Genomic DNA, 22,726 nt, shown 5'->3' on the forward strand with positions numbered 1-22,726 from the left:
GTTATTCCTCCTTCCCTGTCAAGAAATAAATCGTATCCAACTGAACGGTTTCGGCGGCGGCTTTTACATCTTCAGCACTAATTTGTTCCACCTGTTGCAAAAGCTGATCCGCTGTCCGTTCTTTTCCTGACAACTGGCGGTTGAAATCAAATGAGATCATCTCGAACGCAGAATCCTGAATTTCGGAAAGCTGGTTGCGGATCATGGCTTTGGTCTGACTTAGCTCCAAGTCACTGATGTCGCCAGCTTTCATCTCTTCCAGTTGCTTCTCAATAATTTCCACGGCTTTGCCGTAATTTTGCGCTTCGATGCCTGATTGAATCGTTCCGATGCCCTTGTGACCGTCATATCGAGACGAAGCATAATATGCAAGGCTTTCCTTCTCACGTACGTTAACGAAAAGTTTAGAGTGTGGATACCCTCCTAATATGCCGTTGTACATAAGCGCGGACGCGTATGTATCATCCTTATAAGTAATAGAGGTACGCAGCCCCATGTTCAACTTGCCCTGATTGACATCCAGCTTCTCTTCTACCGTCCGCACCTCATTAACGGATACAGGTATAAACTTAGAGCTATATAAGCCCACCTCGGACTGAACCCGACCGAAATGAAGCTGTACCAGCTTTTCTACTTCCTCAGCTGTTGTGTCTCCCACTACATAGAGATCAAGAATGGCTTCATCCAGCCAAGAATTATAGGATTCATACAAACTTTTCGGGGTAATGCGATCAAGATCCGCTCTTTGCCCCAGAGGGTGAAGACGGTATGGCTCGTTGCGGCACATTTCCTCAATACAACGTTCAGCAGCATAACGTATCTTGTCATTAACGATGGACTCCAGCTTCTTGCGAACTGTTTCACGCTCCGTTGCAACATACGAAGGTCGGAAGCTACCGTCTTCAACCAATGGACGTGTCAGCACCTCACCTAAGAAAGCAAAGGATTGTTCAAGCAAACTCTCCTGGCTTTGTACGAAAGAGTCATTTATGGTATCCATGCGGAACTGAACAATCTGATAATCGCCTCTTTTATAAATATCAAACCCAAATCCAGCGCCGTACAGTTCCTCCAAACGCTCGCGGAATTGCGTGGTCTCCGGATAAGTCGCGGTACCTCTGCGAAGCACGAATGGAGCAAGTGCTGTAGAGGTCACCGTATTCTCATCAAGTGGGATACCGGCATAAAGTGAGATCGCGTATGTCTTGAACGCCTTGGTAGGCATCACGTGAATACGCAAGCCTCCAACGTTGCCATGTTGAAATACATTATTAGTCAAGTCCAAAACTCCTTTACGGCGTGGATAGTTGCTCTATATCATGTTTATGAATTAATAACCATTCTAAACCATTCCAAAGTAAGGAAGCAACCGGAAGCCTCTTCCCGGTTGCTCTCTGAATTCTCTATCCTTCTTTTCTACATACAGAAAATATGCTGACCAATCGTCTTGACCTGAGGACGGGTCCAAATCCATTTAGAGGTCGCTGTTTTAGGATTGAAGTAATACAAACATCCTCCGGAAGGATCCCAACCATTGAGCGCTTGCTGCACTGCCTTACGTGCTTGCTCATTTGGCTCCAGATAGATCTGACCATCGGCCACAGCTGTAAATGCTCCCGGTTGAAAAATAACGCCAGACGGCGTATTCGGGAAGCTAGGTGCTTTTACACGGTTTAAAATGACCGCAGCCACAGCAACCTGACCTTCGAAAGGCTCACCTCTGGCTTCTCCATACACGGCATTGGCCATGATCTTCAGATCATTCTCCGATAAGCCCATCGTATTACCTGAAGACAATCCTGGAGAATTCGATTTATCTGTCGTATTTGTTTTATTGCTAGTGTTATTCTGTGCTGTCTTATTTCCCGTTCCCGAAGAAGGCTCAGTAGGCTTCCAGTTCTTAGTCGCGTTATACAACTTCAGCTTGGTTTTGGCACCTACAATGCCATCAGACTTCATTCCGAATTTCCATTGAAACCAGGTTACCGCATTCTTCGTTTTCGGACCAAAATGACTGTCTATTTTCCCGGCATAATAACCCAAATGCTTTAAACGTCCCTGCAATTCATAGACATCCTGACCCGTTGACCCAAGTTTAATGGGTGTCGTGCTGAAAGCCGGCAAGGCTTCTTCATCAGGCTTATTTAACTCGTGGACAAATGACGCAGCAGCACTTTGCTTGGTCTGAACATTGCCATTCCCCTTGAAAAACGTTCCTGCAAACGGCGCGGCAGCAAGTGCAAGAGTTAAAGCAGCAAATATCCACATCTTTTGTTTCTTCATAGGGTTCGCTCTACCTTTCTTTTGTAAGTTCTGCATGGATGGCTAAAGTTATTATGACGACTGTCAGTACATCCTATGCATTACTAAAAAAGAAGAAATAGCTTTCCATTATAATTGAGAATTATTATCAACTATAACTGCACTTAATCCCGATCTTATCATCGTACCCTCAGAGGAAACTTATGAAGCCCTTCACCAAATTGCGCCTACAGTGTTAGTTCCATATGAAAAAATGACAACAGAAGAACGGGTGTCCTTTATAGGACAAATCGTAGGCAAAGAGGATCAAGTAAAAGATCTGTTTACTGATTTTCACAAAAAAGTAGAGGAAAGCAAACAAAAGCTGCAGGAAGCTGATACTGTGAATCACACGATCTCCATCATGGAAGGTGGAAAAGACAATTGTATGGCTGTTGTGGCGAGCAAGCAATTCGGACGTGGTTCGCAAATCATTTATGAATACTTAGGGATGAAAGCGTCGGATATCATTCAACAAAAAATAGATACAGCGACAGGTGCTGATGGCGAATCCGTATCCTTTGAAGTCCTTGCCAAATACAGCGGTGATTATATATTCCGCTCCTCTTATGATGGTATGGCTGATTTGACCCAAAATCCAATTTGGAACAATATCCCTGCCGTGAAGGAAGGTCGTTTGATGGAAATTGATTTTGGATTAGGTTATTACAGTGATATATATTCACTTAATGTGCAGTTGGATTATATTGTTGAAGCTTTGCTTGCCGCTCCAAGAGTCAAATAAATCCGCTGAGATAATAAAAAGAGATGGTCCACTAAATAAAGTGGCCATCTCTTTTTACTGTCTATTGAGGGTTTGAATTGGCTTGTCCAGTTTAAGAACTGATTTTGTTATGCTGATACTGCTCTAGAGACACGAGCACCTCACGCGGCTTGCTTCCCTCGTACGGCCCAATGACCCCACGGGCCTCCATAGAGTCAATCAAACGCGCTGCACGGGTGTAACCAACCCTCATCCGGCGCTGGAGTAGCGAGACTGAAGCCTGCTTCGCTTCCAGCACGATCTGTACGGCCTGCTCATATAATTCATCCTGCGGTTCCTGATCCTCAGTAATTGTGTCATCTACCTCTGGCACAATGGACTCATCATATTCTGCTTCACCTTGACTGCTGACATATTGAACGATAGTCTCAACTTCCTCATCGCTCATAAAAGCACCCTGTACACGAATCGGTTTAGAAGCTCCCATCGGTAAGAACAGCATGTCCCCTCGACCTAGCAGCTTCTCCGCACCTGGCATATCCAGAATGGTCCGAGAGTCTACATTGGACGATACACCAAAAGCGATACGAGATGGAATATTAGCCTTAATCAAACCTGTAATGACATCTACTGATGGACGTTGAGTAGCGATAATTAGATGAATACCTGCTGCCCGCGCCATCTGTGCAAGCCGGCAAATAGCATCCTCAACATCATTAGCAGCAACCATCATCAAATCCGCAAGCTCGTCCACAATAACAACAATATACGGAAGTATAGCTGCTGGATTCTCTGCCATCAGCTTATTATAACCTTCCATGTTCCGCGTTCCTGATTTGGAGAAGAGTTCATACCTTTTCTCCATTTCCACAACGATCTTCTTCAAAGCTAAACTTGCCCGCTTCGGATCGGTAACGACTGGAGCCAGGAGATGGGGAATCCCATTATAGACATTCAGCTCCACCATCTTCGGGTCCACCATAAGGAATTTGACTTCATTAGGTTTAGCTTTGTATAAGATACTCGTTATAATCCCATTAATACACACAGATTTACCAGAACCAGTTGCACCAGCCACCAACAGATGGGGCATCTTAGCTAAATTACCGATAATCGTCTGTCCCGAAATATCACGCCCAAAGGCAATAGATAATCTGGATTCAGCATCCTGAAAGATCTGTGTTTCCATAACTTCACGCATGGTAACAATAGACACTTCGGAATTCGGCACCTCTATCCCAATGGCTGATTTACCCGGAATTGGCGCTTCCATACGAATATCTTTGGCTGCAAGTGCAAGCGCAATGTCATCCGTCAGATTAACAATCCGACTAACCTTAACACCAATATCCGGCTGAATCTCATACCGAGTAACTGCTGGTCCTCTAACAACTTCAAGCACCTTCGCTCTTACACCGAAGCTCTCCAGTGTAGCTTCTAGCTTACGGGCTGTCTGCATATAATCATTCTGATCGCCAGCTTTACCACTGTTGTTAGGTTTGGCTAGAAGACGGAAAGATGGCAACTTATAGGGCTTTGGTGGAGGTGGTGCTGGTGGAGCAGGGATTATCTCTCCTTCAGGAGTGGCACTTAGCAGCCCATCCAAGTCTATGTTCACATTCTCCTCAAGATCATCTGAAGGCTGTTGACTAACTGGATTAGCCCCAACTACAGGAGTTTTGGCAGCAACACCACGAGCCGCAGGAGAGAATTCACTCCATTCCTCCCGATCCTCCGCATTCAGACCTTCTGAGCGGATATGCTCAAAAAAGTCGCGAATAATTGGAGTCACAGGTTCCATATCCATATCAGCATCATCAAAATCATGATCAATATCTTCTAACGGAGTTATACGACTATCTGCTACGAGTCCCGAAATGATCGGCCCATTAGGAGCACTTGTCAAAATGGAACCATGATCCTCATCTTCTTCATCAACTCCAACATCTGAACGTATTGAACCCGAGAACCATCCAGATATCTTTTTCAAAAGGAAGGGTTGCTTGCGATTAGGCAAAGATTGCTCGTCTACATAATCTTCATCGTCGTCGGGCTGTTGCACTTGCCGCACCCTTGATGATCCAGTCGTTCTGGAAGGTCTCGCCGCTACCGGGACAGCCTTCGGTCGATTTGCTGCATGGAGCCGAATCCCCTCCACAAACTTAACCGTACGAACTCGCAAAAGAGTAATAATCTCCACATAAGATAGGTTTGTAATTAACATAAAGCTGATTGCAAGCATGACGATCATGAGCAGCTTAGCTCCCAGACTACCAAAGAGCCACAGCAGCGCAGCATACTCCAATCCGCCGACATATCCACCACTAATATCCTTACCCAGCATGTAGACATTGCTATTGTTAACACCAGGTGAAAGAGATCCCGAAAGATCATTATGTATTTGTGTCATCACGTTGCCTGGATGGAGCATGGACAACGGGCCAAGCTTCTGCTCCATTGCAGAAATAGTGCTCATAAGGCACATAGACAGCAGAAGCAGAAGCACGCCTGTATGCCGACTGTTCCAAGAAGAAGGCCATCTTCGATGTATCATAACCATAAGACCATAAAAAATGCCGACAAGCGGCAACACAAAATAAAATCTCCCTAATAAATAACCCGCCATACTTGAAAGTGAGCGCCCAACCGCGGCTTCACCGGACAGAGCAATAACGGAGATCGTTATTAGTAAAATTCCGTAAATTTCATATTTTAAAACGCTGCCGAGCAGCGCTTTTTTCTTTTTCTTTTTTCGTTTAGCCACGCCAGCCACCCCCGGAACAATATTATACCATATAATGGCGTGGCGTACCTATGTTCTCTTTTGTCAGAAAATGAATCTTTATGTTAACGTAATTATCGCTCCAGGAGAGAACGACGGATCCAAATAACGCTCCAATGGACAATCCAGCAATCTCACTATACGTGCGCGTCCTTCCTCCATAGGTTCAACTTGCATCAGCATCCCTTGAACACTTACTTCTCGCGTTGTAGCGTAATTATTAAACGCCCCCTCCCACACCTGTTCCATCGACATCACTGTATAAAGTGTCATTGGGTAATCCCTCCTGAAATCGTTGCTGTAGGCGCTGCAGAGAAATCCCCACCGATCATACGATTAAGATGTGCAAGAGCCGCTCCAATTCCCCCCACCTCATCCATTAAGCCAAATTTTACGGCATCGAGTCCCCCGACAGCTGTTCCAATATCACGATTGAGCTCACCCGTCTTAAACATGAGGTCCCGGAACTGCTCTTCAGAAATACGTGAATGAGAGGTAACGAATTTAACTACACGCTCCTGCATTTTCTCCATATATTCGAACGTCTGTGGTACTCCGATTACTAGACCATTCATACGAATCGGATGAATCGTCATCGTAGCACTTTCCGCAATAATCGAATAAGTTGAAGATACTGCGATCGGAACGCCAATACTATGACCCCCACCAATGACCACCGTTACCGTTGGTTTAGAGAGCGAAGAGATCATTTCGGCAATCGCTAGTCCAGCTTCAACATCTCCACCTACAGTATTTAAAATAATAAGCAGACCTTTGATATTCTTGTTCTGTTCAGCTGCCACCAGCTGTGGAATGATATGCTCGTATTTTGTCGTTTTGTTCTGAGGAGGCATTACAATGTGGCCTTCAATTTGACCGATGATCGTTATGCAAAAGATATCCGGTTCTCCGCTAGGAACAGTCGTTTGTCCAAGCTCCTTTAGCGCTCCCATAGTAGTGGGCGGCATATTCTCATTTGTACTCGGATTTTCCTCTCCAGGAATAACTTCCTCATTCTTTGCTCCATTTGTTCCATCAATGTAGTTCATCTTCGCAGCTCTCCCTTTTCATATGCAGCTCTTGTCTGCTATAGCCTTACTAACTTTCATTAGTATGACATTTCAGGGCCCCGCATTATGCAAACCTCTCCTCAGAATGTGAATATAAACAATACAAAAACCCCTTCTCCCGTGGAAACCGTCCAATATTTCCGGGGAAAAGGGGCCTATGCCCTAACTATATATTTATTTAAGGAGAATTCTCCTTACACTTCCATGATAATTGGCAAAATCATCGGTCTACGACGTGTTTGCTCATATAAGAAACGACCGAGCGAATCTTTCACGCTTGTTTTAAGCGAGGCCCACTCATTTACTTTCTCACTCATCAGGCGTTGCAGTGTACTGGAAACAATTCGGTTCGCTTCGTCGAGCAGTCCTTCGGACTCACGCACGTATACGAAACCGCGAGAAATAATGTCAGGTCCGGAGACAATCGCACCATTCTGCTTGCTTAGTGTAACCACGACAACCAGAATACCATCTTGAGACAGCAACTTACGGTCACGCAATACAATATTACCTACATCGCCTACACCCAGACCGTCAATCAATACGTTACCAGCTGTTACTTTACCAGCTTTACGAGCGGCACCGCCTTGAATTTCCACAATCTCACCGATTTCAGTGATGAAAATGTTCTGTGACTCTACGCCAACGGATTCTGCCAAAAGTGCATGTTTGCGCTGCATACGGTATTCACCGTGAATAGGAATGAAATATTTCGGTTTCATCAGGTTGAGCATAAGCTTAAGCTCTTCCTGGCTACCGTGACCGGATACGTGAACGCCGGAGTTGGAACCGCTATAAATTACGTTAGCGCCAAGACGGAACAATTCATCAATGGTACGGCCTACATATTTCTCGTTACCTGGTACCGGTGTTGCCGCAATAATAACAGTATCACCTGGCAAGATATCTACTTTACGATGACTAGAACGTGCCATACGGGTCAATGCGGACATTGGCTCGCCTTGGCTTCCTGTGCAAAGAACAACGACACGGTTACCCGCCATTCTGTTCATCTCTTCAGGTTCGATCAGCATACCGTCTGGTACGTTCAGATATCCAAGCTCAGAAGCAATGGATACAACGTTTACCATACTACGGCCAATTACTGTAATCTTACGCCCCGTGGATTCTGCTGCATTAACCACTTGTTGAATACGGTGCACATTGGAAGCAAAAGTTGCTACAACAACACGTTGCTCAGCCTTGCGGAAAATATCTTCCAGAACGATACCGACATTCTTCTCAGATGGGGTAAAGCCTGGCTTCTCAGCATTCGTACTATCCGACAAAAGAGCAAGTACGCCCTTCTGGCCAATTTCAGCCATCCGATGCAGATTTGCAAATTGACCATTGACTGGTGTGTGGTCAAATTTGAAATCGCCCGTATGAACTACGTTACCTTCCGGTGTTTCAATGCACACACCGACTGAATCAGGAATACTGTGGTTGGTTCTGAAGAAAGTAACTTTGAGTGAGTTGCCCAGTTGAATTTCTGAATCTTCATTAATCAGAATTCGTTTGGTGTCGCCCAGCAGGTTTGCTTCCTTCAATTTGTTCTCTACAAGGCCTAATGTAAGTCTTGTTCCATAAACCGGAACATTCAAATTCTTCAGGACATATGGGAGACCACCGATGTGATCCTCGTGTCCGTGGGTAAGTACAATACCTCTTACCTTGTCACGGTTCTCTGTCAAATAAGAGATATCAGGAATTACAATATCAATACCGAGCATATCTTCTTCCGGGAACTTCAGTCCCGAATCCACGACTACAATGTCAGCTCCATATTGAATGACATACATGTTTTTCCCGATTTCTCCGACTCCGCCCAATGCGAAAATCATCAATTTATCGTTGTTGTTTTTTTTGGACAAATGAATCTAACCCTCCTATGATGTTGGACGTCATACTTTTATTGGTAAATATTGAACTTCGATTATTTCAGCGGCGCTGAACACATTCTTCAAACAGCTGATAGCTTCCTTAATCAACAAGGATATTCCTAAAATCTGTAAAATGCGCAATGCGAAAGCTCCCGATTCCGGGCAGTAAAGTTCATATTGAAGCGGACAAACGCCGTCAAAATTCACCGTCGCGCCCCTCGCGCGAAGACATGTCAATCATTTACACAGACTCATCTTGGGACCTATCCTGTCTCACAATGTATACCATTGACGGAAGATTACCGCATATTTAATTTTAACCGCACCCAGTCACTTAAAATCATTATACATGATTTTTTTGGCAAAAGACAAGTCACCCTATCTCGTATTCAAATTCTTTCCTTAAATGCGACCCAATATTTTAGCAAAATATTATAAATACAAAAACCGGCTCTCCAAAGGAGAAGCCGGTTTAAAACGAATAACATCACTGATTAGCACTTAGTGAAATAGCGCTTCAATAAAGGCCGCCTCAGCTTCCGTAGGTGAAATAAGTGGCAATCTAACGCCTCCGACAGGCAACCCCATCAGACTTAAAGCATATTTGACAGCTGAAGGATTCGGCAGAGGTTGCGGACATTCGAACAGTCCTTTAAAAATTGGGAACAATTGTCGATGAATCTCTCCCGCTCGCTGAACGTTTCCGGAGGTATAAGCATAAATCATTTCTGACATCTGCGCTCCAACCACGTGACTAGCTACACTGATAATTCCGTATCCTCCGACGGCGAGACTTGCTAAGCCCGCTGAATCATCACCTGTATATACACGGAAATCATCTGAACATGCAGAAGCGATAAGCGTAATCTGATCGACAGATGCGCATTCTTTTGTTGCAACGATATTCGCAATTTCAGCAAGTCGAAGGGTTGTGGCTACACTCATACTCACACCCGTACGACCGGGAACATTATACAGAATCACCGGCAACAAAGTCTCCGAAGCAATCGCGGAAAAATGCTGATAGAGCCCTTCCTGATTGGGCTTATTGTAATATGGAACGACAAGAAGCACACCATCCACACCAATTTTCTCAGCTTCCTTCGTGAGGTGAATAGAATGTTTCGTGTTATTGCTACCTGTTCCAGCGATGACTTTACAGCGTCCATTCGCCTTCTCTAGTACAAAAGAAAACAGTTGTAGTTTCTCCTCATCACTCAACGTTGGAGATTCCCCAGTAGTGCCACAAACAATCAATGCCTCTGATTTCTGTTCCTCAATCAAATAATCGATAAGCTGTGAAGTTACATCCCAGTTGATTTCTCCATCCCCGTCAAAGGGGGTTACCATGGCTGTTATTAATCTTCCGAAATCCACATTGAATTCCTCCTTGTCAGCGGTGCAATTCAAACATAGCATGCAGCGAACGCAGGGACTGTACCATATCTTCTTTCTTCACAAGCACCCAAATGGTCGTATTCGAATCTGCGGATTGGAGAATCTGAATATTTTGTGAGCTAAGCGCCTCAACGATACGAGCCATAATACCAGGTACACCGTTAATTCCGCCCCCAATAACGGAAACCTTTGCGCAACCAGATAAACTCTTAGGACGCAAACCCAATTGCTGGAGAACAGAAATGGCCTTCTCTGATTTGTCATCGAACACAGTATAAAGAGCTTCCGTAGGTGTTACATTAATAAAATCAACGCTTATACCATTGTCAGCCATACTCTTAAAAATTTGCAGTTGAACGCCCGTTCCATTTCCGTCTGGACATTCCACAGAAATCTGTGTGACGTTGCTGACGTAAGCAATCCCTGTCACGAAGCGATCTACAATGCCACCAGACTGGATGTCGTTGAATCCTTCAGGATTCGTAACCAGCGTACCTTCATTCTCCGAAAATGTTGAACGAACACGTACAGGAATCTGTGCCTGCATAGCAATCTCTACCGCACGTGGATGGATTACTTTTGCTCCTTGATGAGCCATATTGCATATTTCAGTATAACTAACATAAGTTAGTGGCTTAGCATCTTCAACGATCCGCGGATCCGCTGTAAGAATCCCGTTAACATCTGTATAGATATCCACCATATCTGCATGAAGAGCAGCACCTAGTGCAGTCGCAGAGGTGTCACTTCCTCCACGGCCCAAAGTCGTTAAATCACCAGCTTCAGTCTGACCTTGGAATCCCGTCACTATAACCACTTTATCTTCACGCAGTTCGCGGAGGATTCGTTCAGGACGTACATCTAGAATTCTTGCATTGCCATAGTTGCTATCTGTCATGAATCCAGCCTGAGCTCCCGTTAATACCGTAGAATCAATACCCTCATTCTCCAACAGCCCACAAAGTGTAGTAGCAGAGATAATCTCACCACAGCACATTAAGAGATCCTTCTCACGCTCTGGGAGTGAATCTCCATTCTGTACGGCCCAATCCAGCAAAGTATCTGTTGCATAAGGTTCTCCGCGTCGGCCCATAGCCGAAACAACAATGACCAAACTATAGCCACTTGCCAGCTCCCGTTTGACATTACGAATTACGTGTTCTCTAGCTTGCGGTGTTGAAAGCGATGTTCCTCCAAATTTTTGTACCAGAATACCCATGTATAATTCCTCCATTATTGTCAAAGCAAACACACTAAACATTCGTAATCAGAACTCATTTCGGTTCTAAATGAGAAATTCCATTACAGTACGTAAGCTTATTTCTTAAGTAAGTCAAGCATAAACGCCTTCGGAGTCCTTATAAGGACGGTAAGCGTATATGCGAGAAATATAAGGAAGTATAAGTGCAAAACTTATACTTTCTTATATTGTGAAAATGGTTGTACCGCCCTCGAAATGAGGACGGTAGCAGATGTGCTTATATTTTTTTGGTAGCAATGATCAGCAATGGGTATAGCAGATCTTGGCTTTGAGCGTTAACGACCGTGTCTTTTGAATCAAGATTAGCTCCGACTACGGCGACATTTAACTTCTCATTGCTCATTTGGTGCATCTCCCCTTTTTATTGTCCACAACTAGATCCGCCGATTCCGTCTATTCTAGACTGAATGAAACTTTTCGATAATCATCGGCTGTAGTTGTTTACCTTGCAAAGCGACATAGCAAGCTTCTGGGATAAGATCCATACGCGCTACTAACGAGTTAGGTTTGCCCTCAGGGTTATCCTGTCCGAATGGCACAAAATAAATATGTTTGGCCACTAAAAGCTTTGCAATATTTGCGGCGTTAAGGCCCAAGCCGTCATTGGTAGATATCGCCAGAACAAGCGGACGTCCATTGCGCATCTGCGATTTTGCAGCCATGAGCACTGGACTATCAGTCATAGCATTTGCCAATTTACTCGTTGTATTTCCAGTGCAAGGTGCTATCGTCAACACATCCAGCAGCTTGGAAGGACCCAGCGGTTCTGCTTCAACAATTGTAGAAATGATATCATTACCTGTTATATCTTTCAACTGTTTTAGCCAATTTTGCGATGTTCCGAAACGGGTGTCCGTCCCCAGTACAGATGCAGAAACTATGGGTACTACGTTTGCTCCCCCATCTACGAAGCGCTGAATTTGCGGCATTACCTCCGCAAATGTGCAGTGAGATCCGGTAATCGCATACCCTACTGTTTTTCCGTGCCAATCCATTTTATTCGTCCCCCTTGATTAAAGCCTCGTCCGATATCGACTGAACCAGCGCATTTGCCATAATAATCCCAGCGCTTTTAGGAGCTACAATGCCAGGGAGTCCCGGTGCCAGCATCGCTTTAATTCCTCTTTTCTCTGCATAACGAAAGTCACATCCACCTGGAGCGGAAGCCAGATCGACAATCAAGCAATGAGGAGAAATTCTTGAGAGTACTTGTGCGGTGATGATCATACTTGGAATTGTATTAAATATCAGATCAACATCCAGCACATGAAGCAACAGTTCACTGGTCATAAAAGGCTTCCAGCCCATTTCCTCAGCACGTGCATAATGTTCCTGTTTTCTAACTCCAGCTTTTACACTAGCACCCAATCCTTGAAGACTTCTTGCCATTGTAAAACCCGTTCTGCCCATGCCCAGTACCATCGATTTGGAACTGTGAATGGTAAAATCCGTGTTCTGAATGGCCATAACCAGTGCTCCTTCCGCTGTTGGGATGGAGTTGTAGATGGCTACATCGTCACGATTAAGCAATTCAATTAACTTTAGTGAATGCTTGGCGCACATACCGCGCAAGTAGCTTTTGGCCATACCGCTATACACCAAACAATCGGGGGGCAGAGCAGCAAAATGCTCCTCTAAGAGCATTAAGCGTTCAGAAGAAAATAGAGCACTGATATTCCCGTCATCATCACAACCTACCGTAGGCAACACTAGTACATCTGCATTACTAAGCAGCTCTACCGACATCTGTTCCAGGCTCACCCCTGGGCAAGGGGTCTCCCACTTATCGAACCCGGCAGCGCTTACCGTCGCATCCAATTCCACACATTTCCGAATCACTTCAAGCTGTCTCGCGTCCCCGCCCAGGAACACGATCCTGACGCCAGTAAGCATAGGGATGACGCTCCTTTCAACATACACTATCGACTATAGAGCATCTTATGCTGGGCATTCTTAATGGGTGAAGAGCGGAGAAGAATTACCATGCATCCTCGAATGTGAACTTTATACTTTCTTATATTTGAACAAAAAAAGCTTGCGAATCACGCCCATTAGGCATGAATTCGCAAGCTTTTTTCAAACGATTTATATTATTTCCCAGTATGGCCGAAGCCTCCGGCACCGCGCTCTGTTTCGGACAATGTTTCTACTTCAACCAAAGTCACCACTGGAACCGCTTGAAATACCATTTGGGCGATACGCTCGTTACGATCAATAGCAAAAGACTCCTGCCCTAGATTGATCAACAATACTTTGATCTCTCCACGATAATCTGCATCAATAGTTCCAGGTGTGTTCAAACAAGTAATCCCATGCTTCAGGGCCAGTCCACTCCGTGGACGGATTTGAGCTTCTAGTCCGTCTGGCATAGCTAGTGATATACCTGTTGGAATTAATGCACGTTCTCCTGGTGCAAGCACGACTTCACTTTCAACAGCAGCATAAAGATCATAGCCAGAAGCCTGTTCTGACATTTTACAAGGAAGATTAACATCCTCGTTTCCAGCTAGTTTATTGATTTGTACGTAATAAGACAAGATCATCTCTCCTAACATTTGCAATAGCTTTATCTGTTGAGCCTACCATCGCTAAAGAAAGTGGCTCAGCAAACATATTATCAAGCACGCTGTTAATATTGTCCATCGTTACTAACTGAATCTTGGCGATCATATCGTCTAATGTATTATGTCTTCCGAGCATAAGTTCATTTTTTCCGATACGATTCATACGGCTACTAGTACTTTCCAGACTAAGAATGAGGCTACCTTTAAGCTGCTCCTTGCCTTTTCTTAGTTCATCTTCACTAAGACCCTTAGTAGCAAGATCGTACATCATTTCCTTAATTAGCTCCATAACATCCTTGGTTTGCTTTGGTGCTGTTCCAGCATAGACCGTAAACAAACCAGAATCCGCTTGAGAACTGTGGTATGAATATACAGAATAGGCTAGACCACGTTTTTCACGAATCTCTTGGAACATCCGTGAGCTCATTCCACCACCTATGGCATTATTAATAAGTACCATAGCATATTGCAATAGATCGCCAGAACGTACCCCCGGTAAGGAGAGACAGATGTGGTTCTGTTCTGTTTTCTTGCGGTGAAACAACAATTCCCCATAATAATCCGGTGGAGTCAGCGGCGCAGAAGTGCCATGATTAGAGAATGAACCAAAATGCTGTTCCAACAGCTCAATCAGTCCATCGCTAATGTTGCCCGCTACACTAATTACCGTGTTCTCAATCGTATATTGCTCCTTCATATAGGCACGAAGATCATCTGGCTTCATCTCCATCAGCCGTTCCTTTAAGCCAAGGATAGAATACGCAAGCGGATGATCCTTGTAGGCAGCAGCACACATCAGATCATGCACAAGATCATCTGGCGTGTCCTCGCACATAGAAATTTCCTCAAGGATGACGTTCTTTTCTTTCTCTAACTCTTCAGCATCCATCCGTGAACGGAAAAACATATCAGCTAACACATCTACTGCGATGGGCAGATGCTCATCCAGTACTTTTGCATAATAGCAAGTATATTCCTTAGAGGTAAACGCATTTACATTACCGCCAATAGCATCGAACTGCTCGGCAATATCCTTAGCGCTATATCGATCCGTACCTTTAAAAAGCATATGCTCTACAAAATGGGAAATCCCGTTGTTTCCAGGGTTTTCATTCCGCGAACCTGTCTTTACCCAGATTCCGAAAGAAACGGACCGGCCGGTCGGAATTTTCTCCATAACCACTCGCAAACCATTGGATAATACTATTTTTTCCACTTCAAGTCCTCCTGGCGATAGCCATGTTCTATCTAAATTTATACACGTGCCTATAATCCTACCAGAAATAGATCACTCACTCAACATCAGAGGGGATCAGACGCTCCGCAGACAGCGTTTGGCTAACTGTACCTAGCTGTAACCCTTTTGCCTTAATCCCGCGTATCATGGCCTTCAGCGCCTTGGAGGATGAGGCAGTAGGATGCATTAGAACAAGTGTGCCGGGTTCAGCTTTGCTTGTGATTTTGGCAACTATAGATTCAGGAGAAGGATTGCGCCAATCCACCGTATCCACAGTCCAGAGTACAGTCTTTAATCCTAAACTGCTAGCGATCTCTACTGTCTCTTGATCGAAATCACCGGATGGCGGGGCGAACCATGTATTTGTGACCCCAAGTGTCTCCTTCAAAAGCTTTTGAGTTTTCTCAATTTCGACAGTAGCCCGTGCACGACTTAAAGTACTCATATTGGGGTGGGTATAGGCGTGATTCTCCATCTCATGTCCACGTTTTAGCATTTCTGAAGCAAGCTCCGGATTCTTACTAAGCCAGCTCCCATCCAAAAAAAACGTAACCTTCACGTTCTCTTCATCCAAAGTATTCAGCATTGGCCCAATATACTGATTCCCCCACGCCACATTAATCATCAGTGATACCATTGGTTTCGCCGGATTTCCTCGATATATGGGCTCAGCTCCAAGTTGATTCAGAGATACCTGTGGTTCGATCTGCCGATACACAAATTTTATGGGTTCTTTTGGCGCCAAAAGAGCAATCCGATAGGTACTCTCTACATCAATCTCAAGTCCGTTATAGCCCGGAATAGCTTTCCATACCCGATCAACAACTGCATTCACTGGTGGTGCATTAAGCTTGGCCGCGGCGGTCTCAATCCGCATACGAAGATCATTGTTCTCCGCTTTAGGAATATCCTTCCACACAGCCAGATCATCCTGCGGCTTCAATTGCGCAAGTATGTCCTTTACCGGCCCCTGAGTGCTACCAATTCCTATAACGATTGCTACACAAGCAAAAACTAATGCCACTTTTTCCGTCTTCATGACGACTTCCTCCCCGGCAGAAACGGCCCCAGTCCGTCCCACGCGATTCCAAAGACACTTTGTCCCAATCTATGAGACAAGGGAGGAATTTATGTCATAAGAACAGATACAAGACTAATAGATAGGAATGCTTGGTCCAATTTTTCACTTCTGTTCATATAAAAAAAGAGCCAGAACGCAATTCGCTTCTGTCTCTTTTAATTATGCAATTCAATACCTTTGTAAAGGTATAACTAAGATCAAACTTACGATTTAGCTCCAGTTTCCGAAGTCAATACCGCTTTACGAGACAGGTTAACCCGGCCTTGTTGATCGATTTCAGTTACTTTAACGGTAATGGTGTCACCAATAGCAACGACATCCTCTACCTTAGCTACGCGCTCAGTGGACAATTGGGAAATGTGCACTAATCCGTCTTTACCCGGAATGAGTTCAACAAATGCGCCGAATTTCTCAATACGTCTAACTGTACCCACATAGATTTCACCGACTTGTACTTCACGTACAATGCCTTCGATAATCGAACGAGCCTTTTGAATCATTTCTTCATCAGAAGATCCGATAAAGACACGACCATCTTGTTCGATGTCGATTTTCACGCCGGTTTCCTCAATGATTTTGTTGATAATTTTACCGCCAGCACCAATAACATCACGGATTTTGTCCGGATTAATGTTGATGATAATGATTTTCGGAGCATATTTGGACAGATTAGGTCTTGGCACAGAGATCGCTTCATTCATTTTGTCCAAGATGAACAGACGGCCTTCTTTAGCCTGCTGAAGTGCATCCTGAAGAATGTTGCGGTCGATACCGGCAATCTTTATGTCCATTTGAATAGCTGTAACACCTTCTGCTGTACCAGCTACCTTGAAGTCCATATCTCCGAGATGATCTTCCATACCTTGAATATCCGTCAGGATGGAGACATGCTCTCCGTCTTTGATCAGACCCATTGCTACTCCAGCTACCGGTGCTTTGATTGGCACACCAGCGTCCATCATAGCCAGAATGCTGGCACAGATACTTGCCTGGGAAGTAGAACCGTTAGATTCAATCGCTTCTGATACTAGACGAATCGTGTACGGGAATTCAGTTTCACTAGGAATAACCTTGGATAATGCACGTTCTCCAAGTGCTCCGTGACCGATTTCACGGCGTCCTGGTGCTCTGAGCGGACGAGCTTCCCCTACGCTGAACGGCGGGAAGTTGTAATGGTGCATGAAACGTTTCGTTTCTGTAGGATCGATTCCGTCGAGAATTTGCACATCACCTAGTGCTCCAAGGGTACAAACGCTAAGGATTTGTGTTTGTCCACGTGTGAACAGACCGGAACCGTGCGTACGCGGCAACAGGCTTGTATCACATTCAATCGGACGGATTTCATCAAGTTTACGTCCATCTGGACGAACCTTATCATGCGTGATTAGACGTCTTACTTCATCCTTCACGATATCATGTAGGACTTCTTTAACATCTTTCAGAAGCTCCGGTGCTTCTATGTACTTCTCTACGAAATACGCAACCGCTTCATCATTAACGACATCAATCGCTTCCTGACGCGCATGTTTTTCAACAATTTTAACGGCTTCCACCAGACGAGCCTCAGCAAATGCACGTACCTCAGTATTCACGTCAGCATTCACTGCATGTAGCTTTACAGCCATCTTTTCTTTACCAGCCACTTTAACCAGTTCTTCAATGGTTGCAACGATCTTGCGGATTTCATCATGACCGAACATAATCGCTTCGAGCATCACATCTTCCGTCACTTCGTTCGCTTCTGCTTCAACCATCATGATTGCGTCCTTCGTTCCAGCAACCACTACATAAACATCACTGATTGCTTGCTGAGACATATCCGGATTGATCACAAACTCTCCATTAATCCGACCTACAGCAACGCCGCCGATTGGTCCATCAAAAGGCACATCGGAAATACTAAGTGCAGCTGAAGTACCGATCATAGCAGCAATATCTGGTGCGCAGTCCTGATCCACACTCATTACCAAATTGAGAACTTGTACATCATTACGGAATCCTTCAGGAAACAGTGGGCGAATCGGACGGTCTGTCAATCGACTGGACAGAATCGCTTTTTCACTCGGTCTGCCTTCACGTTTAATAAATCCGCCAGGAATTTTACCTACCGCATATAATCTTTCCTCATAGTTAACTGTAAGCGGGAAAAAATCCAGATCCTTAGGCTCTTTCGAAGCCGTAACGGTACATAATACCGAAGTATCCCCATAACGTACCATAACGGCTGCGTTTGCTTGTTTAGCTAGGCGGCCCGTTTCCAGCACAAGGCGTCTTCCGCCTAGCTGCATTTCTACACGTTTTTCCATAAATACCTCCTTGAATAGTAGTAGACCCGCAGTCAAATATAGCAGGTTCACAAATCGATCTAATGAATCGGAAAGGCTTGTCCCTAAGCTAAAAACGCCTTCGGCGTCCTTATAAGGACGGTAGCGTTTATGCGAGAATTATAAGATCAAAGTATAGTGCGAAACTTATACTTTCTTATAATTTAAGGTATGTAGCCTGTTCTGTATGCATATAAGAAGAAACGGCTAAGTCTTACAGATGATGTAAAGTGGCCGTTTTTACGAATAATCTCATCAGTCTTGCTATAAAGTTTGCCCTAAATTTTCAAAAAGCAACCCAGCTGTCCCGCTGTCGCTCCGAGAAGGACATACGGTATACAACCAGGCTGCTTTAAGAGTAATCTTATGGAAAATTAACGACGCAATCCCAGTCTTTCGATCAGGGCGCTGTAACGTCTGATGTCTTTGTTTTTCAAATACGCCAGAAGTTTACGACGTTGTCCAACCATTTTCAACAATCCGCGACGGGAGTGATGATCTTTCTTGTGCGTACGCAAGTGGTCAGTCAAATTAACGATGTTCTCCGTTAGGATAGCAACTTGCACCTCAGGGGATCCAGTATCGGATTCGTGAGTTTTGTGCTCGTCGATCAATTGATGTTTACGTTCTTGAGTCAATGCCATCCTGTTCACCTCCTTCAATATAATCGCCACTAGCCTCGTCACCGTCGGTGAGAACGTGCAACCAAGCTAAGGTTATGTTGCTGTAAGCCAGCAACGTTTATTAGTATAGCATCTCCATTAACAAAAGTAAACGGCTTGTCCGAGATGACTATAGATTATATCCCAAAATCTTCTTCGCGGTTTCTGCATCCTCACCGATCTGGGTGATCAATGCGCCTATGGATTCGAATTTCCGTTCCGGACGAATGTAAGATACTAATTCTACCTTGAGTTCTTGATCATACAAGTCACCGTCGAAATCAAATAGATGAACTTCAAAACTTGGAGTCAATACCCCTTCATGAAAAGTAGGTTTTACGCCCACATTCATAACTCCATACAGAACTTTATCATTATAAAAGACTCGGACCGCATATACACCCTTAGTAGGAATGACAAAATAATCACTAAGCTTCAAATTGGCTGTTGGAAATCCAATCGTACGCCCTCTCTTCTCACCATGTCCCACTGTTCCACGCAGATGATAACAACGACCGAACCACGAGTTCGCCAGCCCTAAATCCCCGTTCTGGAGACTTTTACGAATACCGGAGCTGCTAACCTTCTCACCTTCAAGAAGAAAAGGAGGAGCAACCTCTACATTCATAACACCTTCACCCAGCTTGCGAAGCATCTCAACATCGCCTTCACCTTGATAACCAAAACGAAAGTCAAAGCCGACAACTGCAGTTACAATATGTAGCGGTAAAAGCATAACAGAGACAAAATTCTGTGGACTAACCCGGGAAAGCTGCTCATTAAATTCAATAACATATAAGATATCGACACCCATACTAGCAAGAATCTCTTGCTTTTCTAAGGGTGGCGTCAAATACCCTTCATAATCACCCTTACCCATAACATCTTTAGGATGGGGATGAAATGTAAGGACTGCAGCCGGTACACCTTGTTTACGGGCTAGGGCCACAGCGGATGTAATGACGCTGGCATGTCCACGATGCAATCCGTCAAACTGCCCTAGAGCAGCCACTTGAGGCTGAGCCCACTCTGCAGCAGTCTCCGGAGACATCGGATAGGTTAACGTTACGGTTCTCACGCTGTTTCTCACCTACAATTCACTTGGTAAAATTGATTTAAGCTTGTGCAAACACCTTCACTGGAGCAATTGCACCTGTATCTTCCAGTTCATAAATTCCAAGAAATCCACCTTGAAGATCGTATAGCCGAAATTGACCGTTCACCTTCACTTCTGGAGCAATAAACCGTGAGGACAAACGCTGACCCTGCAGCGCCGCCTTCTTTTTCTCATCCATTACAGTATGCTTAGGCATATGAGAAATGGCCTCGTCTGCAGCGATTAAGTGCTCTTCCAATGTTCCGGCTTCCTTGTGAGTCGCAATATCCTCTAGAGAAAGGCAATGACTAGCTGAAATCCCTGCCGACATCGTTCTCTCTAGCTTTACCATAACACCCGGAAGCCCAAGTGCTCGGCCGATATCAACACAGAGGGTACGAATGTATGTGCCTTTAGAGCAAAGCACCCGGAATGTGATATCGGGATGATTGCCTTCCCAAGTCATATCCGTCATTTCAATTTCATAAATCTCTACTTCACGGCTTTTGCGTTCAACGGTTTTACCTTCTCTTGCCAACTCATAAAGACGTTTGCCGTCAACTTTCACCGCAGAATACATCGGTGGAATCTGAGAAATAACACCTTTAAATGAAGCAAGCACTGATAGAATTTCTTCCTCAGTTACATGAACCTCATCTACAGTCTCTGTAATGGTACCCGTTAAATCCTCCGTATCACTGGACATTCCCAGTCTCAGTGTTGCCACATATTCTTTGGGCAACTCCTGAATATACTCTACAACACGAGTAGCACGCCCTAGACAAAGCGGTAACACACCAGTCACCTGAGGATCAAGTGTCCCCGTATGTCCGATCCGTTTCATGCCGAGAATACGACGCGCCTTGGCCACAACATCATGTGAAGTGAAGCCTGCAGGCTTGTAAACCGCCAGTACACCTTCTAATTCACTCATAAATGACGTCTTACCTCCTCAAGCACCTGGGCTATTGCCTCTTCGAGTGTAGCTTCTATACGCGCACCTGCAGCACGGGTATGACCGCCGCCTCCAAACGTTTGCGCTAGATCAGCCACGTCCACCTTACCAGCAGAACGCAAACTAACTTTGACCGCACGTTCATGAATGACTTTGAACAGAATCCCTACTTCCACACCACGAATATTGCGAGGGTAGTTCACGATCCCTTCCAAATCTTCATTAGCAGCAGCACATTCGATCATATCCTCCGGTGTAACATACAGCCAGGCTATATCCCCATCGGGTGATAATTGAAGAGTATTTAACGCTTTATTTAAAATTTTGACCTGCGGCAATGTCATTTCTTCAAGTAATGTCTCAGCCAGTTCAGGACCATTAACGCCATAAGAAAGAAGTTCAGACACGGCTGCCATTACTTTTGGTGATGTGTTGGTATATCGAAATCCACCAGTATCTGTCAAGAGACCTGTGTATATTGCTGTAGCAATATCAATGTCCCATTCAATCTCGAACGTCTTCAGCAGATCGAACAAAATTTCCGCAGTCGCAGCAGCATCCGGTTTGATTAAATTTACAAGTCCATAACCGTTGTTAGTGGGGTGATGGTCAATGTTCAGGATTAGAGCATCATTCGCAAAATAGCGATGGGTCAGTCCAACTCGCTGAAAATCAGCACAATCCACACAGATCACATTGCTGTATTGACGGGGCGGCTCACTAGAGGCCATATTGATGATTTCATCCGAATGCCATAAGTATTCCATCCGCTTCGGTATCGGTCCTTCATTCAGCATAGTGTATTTTTTGCCCAGACATGAGAGAAGCCAGCCCACCGCTAGGGTGGAGCTGACTGCATCTCCGTCCGGCTGAACATGCGACACTACAAGGTAATCGTCGTGTTCCAGCAGAAACTCACGGGTCTGCTGGAGACTTTGTTCATAGCTCTGCATTCGCCGTCTCCTTTATAAAGGTCGTTCAAAATAGCTTCAAGCTATTTTGAACTCCTTTTATTACCTATTTCTAATCGTTCTTATGAAGCTCTCCGAGAAGTTTCTCGATATGACTGCCATATGCGACAGATTCATCGATCTTGAAGATCAGTTCCGGTGTGTGACGGAGGCGAATTGCCTTGCCAAGCTCTGAGCGAAGAAAACCATTTGCTTTTTCAATCGCTTTAAGGGAACCTGCCTTCTGTTCTTCATCCCCGAATACGCTTAGGTATACTTTCGCTTGCGAAAGATCGTTAGTCACGTCTACGCCAGTTACAGTTACAAAACCGATTCGTGGGTCTTTCAGTCCGCTTTGGATAAGTTGACTAAGCTCTTTCTTGATCTGCTCGCCCACTCGTCCTGCTCTAATTTTAGACATCTATTTTCACCTCTTCG

Annotated in this window: 21 protein-coding genes; 1 reads left to right on the plus strand and 20 read right to left on the minus strand. The window is 44.7% G+C overall.

Going from position 1 to position 22,726, the window contains the following annotated elements:
• Position 1: 1 nt before the first annotated feature.
• Both MHH52_RS17590 and sleB read right to left on the minus strand, forming a co-directional pair.
• Positions 2-1,225, minus strand: coding sequence for a pitrilysin family protein (locus MHH52_RS17590; protein WP_340009715.1), 1,224 nt, complete (start codon positions 1,223-1,225; stop codon positions 2-4).
• Between the two features lie 191 nt (positions 1,226-1,416).
• Positions 1,417-2,283: a spore cortex-lytic enzyme gene (gene sleB / locus MHH52_RS17595; RefSeq protein WP_340003818.1), complete on the minus strand. Its 867-nt coding sequence runs from the start codon at positions 2,281-2,283 to the stop codon at positions 1,417-1,419.
• Positions 2,284-2,416: 133 nt separating this feature from the next.
• On the opposite strand from sleB, the gene MHH52_RS17600 reads away from it, so the two are divergent.
• Entirely contained in the window at positions 2,417-3,046 is a 630-nt protein-coding gene (locus MHH52_RS17600; RefSeq protein WP_340009717.1) for an ABC transporter substrate-binding protein, read from the plus strand.
• A 91-nt stretch (positions 3,047-3,137) separates the two neighbouring features.
• Here the strand turns inward: MHH52_RS17600 and MHH52_RS17605 are convergent, their stop codons facing one another.
• From MHH52_RS17605 to rbfA, 18 genes are all read right to left on the minus strand, one after another.
• A complete protein-coding gene (locus MHH52_RS17605; RefSeq protein WP_340003819.1) occupies positions 3,138-5,789 on the minus strand; it encodes a DNA translocase FtsK 4TM domain-containing protein in 2,652 nt (883 codons plus the stop codon).
• A gap of 78 nt (positions 5,790-5,867) precedes the next feature.
• Positions 5,868-6,080, minus strand: a complete 213-nt coding sequence (locus MHH52_RS17610) for a YlzJ-like family protein (protein WP_313639268.1) — start codon at positions 6,078-6,080, stop codon at positions 5,868-5,870.
• A complete protein-coding gene (locus tag MHH52_RS17615) occupies positions 6,077-6,856 on the minus strand; it encodes an ATP-dependent Clp protease proteolytic subunit (RefSeq protein ID WP_313639269.1) in 780 nt (259 codons plus the stop codon). Before MHH52_RS17615 ends, MHH52_RS17610 begins: the two co-directional genes overlap by 4 nt.
• A gap of 215 nt (positions 6,857-7,071) precedes the next feature.
• Positions 7,072-8,751, minus strand: coding sequence for a ribonuclease J (locus tag MHH52_RS17620; protein ID WP_313639270.1), 1,680 nt, complete (start codon positions 8,749-8,751; stop codon positions 7,072-7,074).
• A gap of 510 nt (positions 8,752-9,261) precedes the next feature.
• Positions 9,262-10,137, minus strand: a complete 876-nt coding sequence (dapA, locus tag MHH52_RS17625; RefSeq protein ID WP_340003820.1) for a 4-hydroxy-tetrahydrodipicolinate synthase — start codon at positions 10,135-10,137, stop codon at positions 9,262-9,264.
• 16 nt (positions 10,138-10,153) lie between these two features.
• A complete protein-coding gene (gene dapG / locus MHH52_RS17630) occupies positions 10,154-11,377 on the minus strand; it encodes an aspartate kinase (protein WP_340003821.1) in 1,224 nt (407 codons plus the stop codon).
• A gap of 259 nt (positions 11,378-11,636) precedes the next feature.
• The gene (locus MHH52_RS17635; protein ID WP_340003822.1) at positions 11,637-11,762 is read right to left on the minus strand and encodes a hypothetical protein; all 126 of its coding nucleotides are present in this window, start codon (positions 11,760-11,762) and stop codon (positions 11,637-11,639) included.
• 55 nt (positions 11,763-11,817) lie between these two features.
• Complete coding sequence (locus MHH52_RS17640; RefSeq protein ID WP_340003823.1) at positions 11,818-12,414, minus strand: dipicolinate synthase subunit B; 597 nt, start codon at positions 12,412-12,414, stop codon at positions 11,818-11,820.
• 1 nt (position 12,415) lies between these two features.
• Positions 12,416-13,312 carry a dipicolinate synthase subunit DpsA gene (gene dpsA / locus MHH52_RS17645; protein ID WP_340003824.1) on the minus strand — a complete coding sequence of 299 codons (897 nt, stop codon included), beginning with the start codon at positions 13,310-13,312 and terminating at the stop codon, positions 12,416-12,418.
• A gap of 197 nt (positions 13,313-13,509) precedes the next feature.
• Positions 13,510-13,956, minus strand: coding sequence for a dUTP diphosphatase (gene dut, locus MHH52_RS17650; protein ID WP_340003825.1), 447 nt, complete (start codon positions 13,954-13,956; stop codon positions 13,510-13,512).
• Positions 13,931-15,199 carry a pitrilysin family protein gene (locus MHH52_RS17655; RefSeq protein ID WP_340003826.1) on the minus strand — a complete coding sequence of 423 codons (1,269 nt, stop codon included), beginning with the start codon at positions 15,197-15,199 and terminating at the stop codon, positions 13,931-13,933. Before MHH52_RS17655 ends, dut begins: the two co-directional genes overlap by 26 nt.
• Positions 15,200-15,275: 76 nt before the next feature.
• Positions 15,276-16,259, minus strand: a complete 984-nt coding sequence (locus tag MHH52_RS17660; RefSeq protein ID WP_340003827.1) for a polysaccharide deacetylase family protein — start codon at positions 16,257-16,259, stop codon at positions 15,276-15,278.
• A 245-nt stretch (positions 16,260-16,504) separates the two neighbouring features.
• Positions 16,505-18,607, minus strand: coding sequence for a polyribonucleotide nucleotidyltransferase (gene pnp, locus MHH52_RS17665; protein ID WP_340003828.1), 2,103 nt, complete (start codon positions 18,605-18,607; stop codon positions 16,505-16,507).
• Positions 18,608-18,999: 392 nt separating this feature from the next.
• The gene (gene rpsO, locus MHH52_RS17670; RefSeq protein ID WP_036656390.1) at positions 19,000-19,269 is read right to left on the minus strand and encodes a 30S ribosomal protein S15; all 270 of its coding nucleotides are present in this window, start codon (positions 19,267-19,269) and stop codon (positions 19,000-19,002) included.
• 148 nt (positions 19,270-19,417) lie between these two features.
• Positions 19,418-20,365, minus strand: coding sequence for a bifunctional riboflavin kinase/FAD synthetase (locus MHH52_RS17675; protein ID WP_313639276.1), 948 nt, complete (start codon positions 20,363-20,365; stop codon positions 19,418-19,420).
• 37 nt (positions 20,366-20,402) lie between these two features.
• Positions 20,403-21,317, minus strand: coding sequence for a tRNA pseudouridine(55) synthase TruB (gene truB, locus MHH52_RS17680; protein WP_313639277.1), 915 nt, complete (start codon positions 21,315-21,317; stop codon positions 20,403-20,405).
• Positions 21,314-22,291 carry a bifunctional oligoribonuclease/PAP phosphatase NrnA gene (locus tag MHH52_RS17685; protein ID WP_313639278.1) on the minus strand — a complete coding sequence of 326 codons (978 nt, stop codon included), beginning with the start codon at positions 22,289-22,291 and terminating at the stop codon, positions 21,314-21,316. Before MHH52_RS17685 ends, truB begins: the two co-directional genes overlap by 4 nt.
• A gap of 70 nt (positions 22,292-22,361) precedes the next feature.
• On the minus strand, positions 22,362-22,709 hold the full coding sequence (gene rbfA / locus MHH52_RS17690; RefSeq protein WP_313639279.1) for a 30S ribosome-binding factor RbfA: 348 nt from the start codon (positions 22,707-22,709) through the stop codon (positions 22,362-22,364).
• Positions 22,710-22,726: the final 17 nt, after the last annotated feature.

It is taken from the genome of Paenibacillus sp. FSL K6-0276, assembly GCF_037977235.1.
Classification (GTDB): Bacteria; Bacillota; Bacilli; order Paenibacillales; family Paenibacillaceae; genus Paenibacillus_AQ.

Excerpts from the sequence above, each read along its gene's own strand:
- pnp (WP_340003828.1), bottom strand. The coding sequence starts at position 18,607 with ATGGAAAAACGTGTAGAAATGCAGCTAGGCGGAAGACGCCTTGTGCTG.
- MHH52_RS17660 (WP_340003827.1), bottom strand. The coding sequence starts at position 16,259 with ATGAAGACGGAAAAAGTGGCATTAGTTTTTGCTTGTGTAGCAATCGTT.
- MHH52_RS17635 (WP_340003822.1), bottom strand. The coding sequence starts at position 11,762 with ATGAGCAATGAGAAGTTAAATGTCGCCGTAGTCGGAGCTAATCTTGAT.
- truB (WP_313639277.1), bottom strand. The coding sequence starts at position 21,317 with ATGAGTGAATTAGAAGGTGTACTGGCGGTTTACAAGCCTGCAGGCTTC.
- rpsO (WP_036656390.1), bottom strand. The coding sequence starts at position 19,269 with ATGGCATTGACTCAAGAACGTAAACATCAATTGATCGACGAGCACAAA.
- dapG (WP_340003821.1), bottom strand. The coding sequence starts at position 11,377 with ATGGGTATTCTGGTACAAAAATTTGGAGGAACATCGCTTTCAACACCG.
- MHH52_RS17640 (WP_340003823.1), bottom strand. The coding sequence starts at position 12,414 with ATGGATTGGCACGGAAAAACAGTAGGGTATGCGATTACCGGATCTCAC.
- dpsA (WP_340003824.1), bottom strand. The coding sequence starts at position 13,312 with ATGCTTACTGGCGTCAGGATCGTGTTCCTGGGCGGGGACGCGAGACAG.
- MHH52_RS17590 (WP_340009715.1), bottom strand. The coding sequence starts at position 1,225 with ATGCCTACCAAGGCGTTCAAGACATACGCGATCTCACTTTATGCCGGT.
- rbfA (WP_313639279.1), bottom strand. The coding sequence starts at position 22,709 with ATGTCTAAAATTAGAGCAGGACGAGTGGGCGAGCAGATCAAGAAAGAG.
- MHH52_RS17615 (WP_313639269.1), bottom strand. The coding sequence starts at position 6,856 with ATGAACTACATTGATGGAACAAATGGAGCAAAGAATGAGGAAGTTATT.
- sleB (WP_340003818.1), bottom strand. The coding sequence starts at position 2,283 with ATGAAGAAACAAAAGATGTGGATATTTGCTGCTTTAACTCTTGCACTT.
- MHH52_RS17610 (WP_313639268.1), bottom strand. The coding sequence starts at position 6,080 with ATGACACTTTATACAGTGATGTCGATGGAACAGGTGTGGGAGGGGGCG.
- MHH52_RS17685 (WP_313639278.1), bottom strand. The coding sequence starts at position 22,291 with ATGCAGAGCTATGAACAAAGTCTCCAGCAGACCCGTGAGTTTCTGCTG.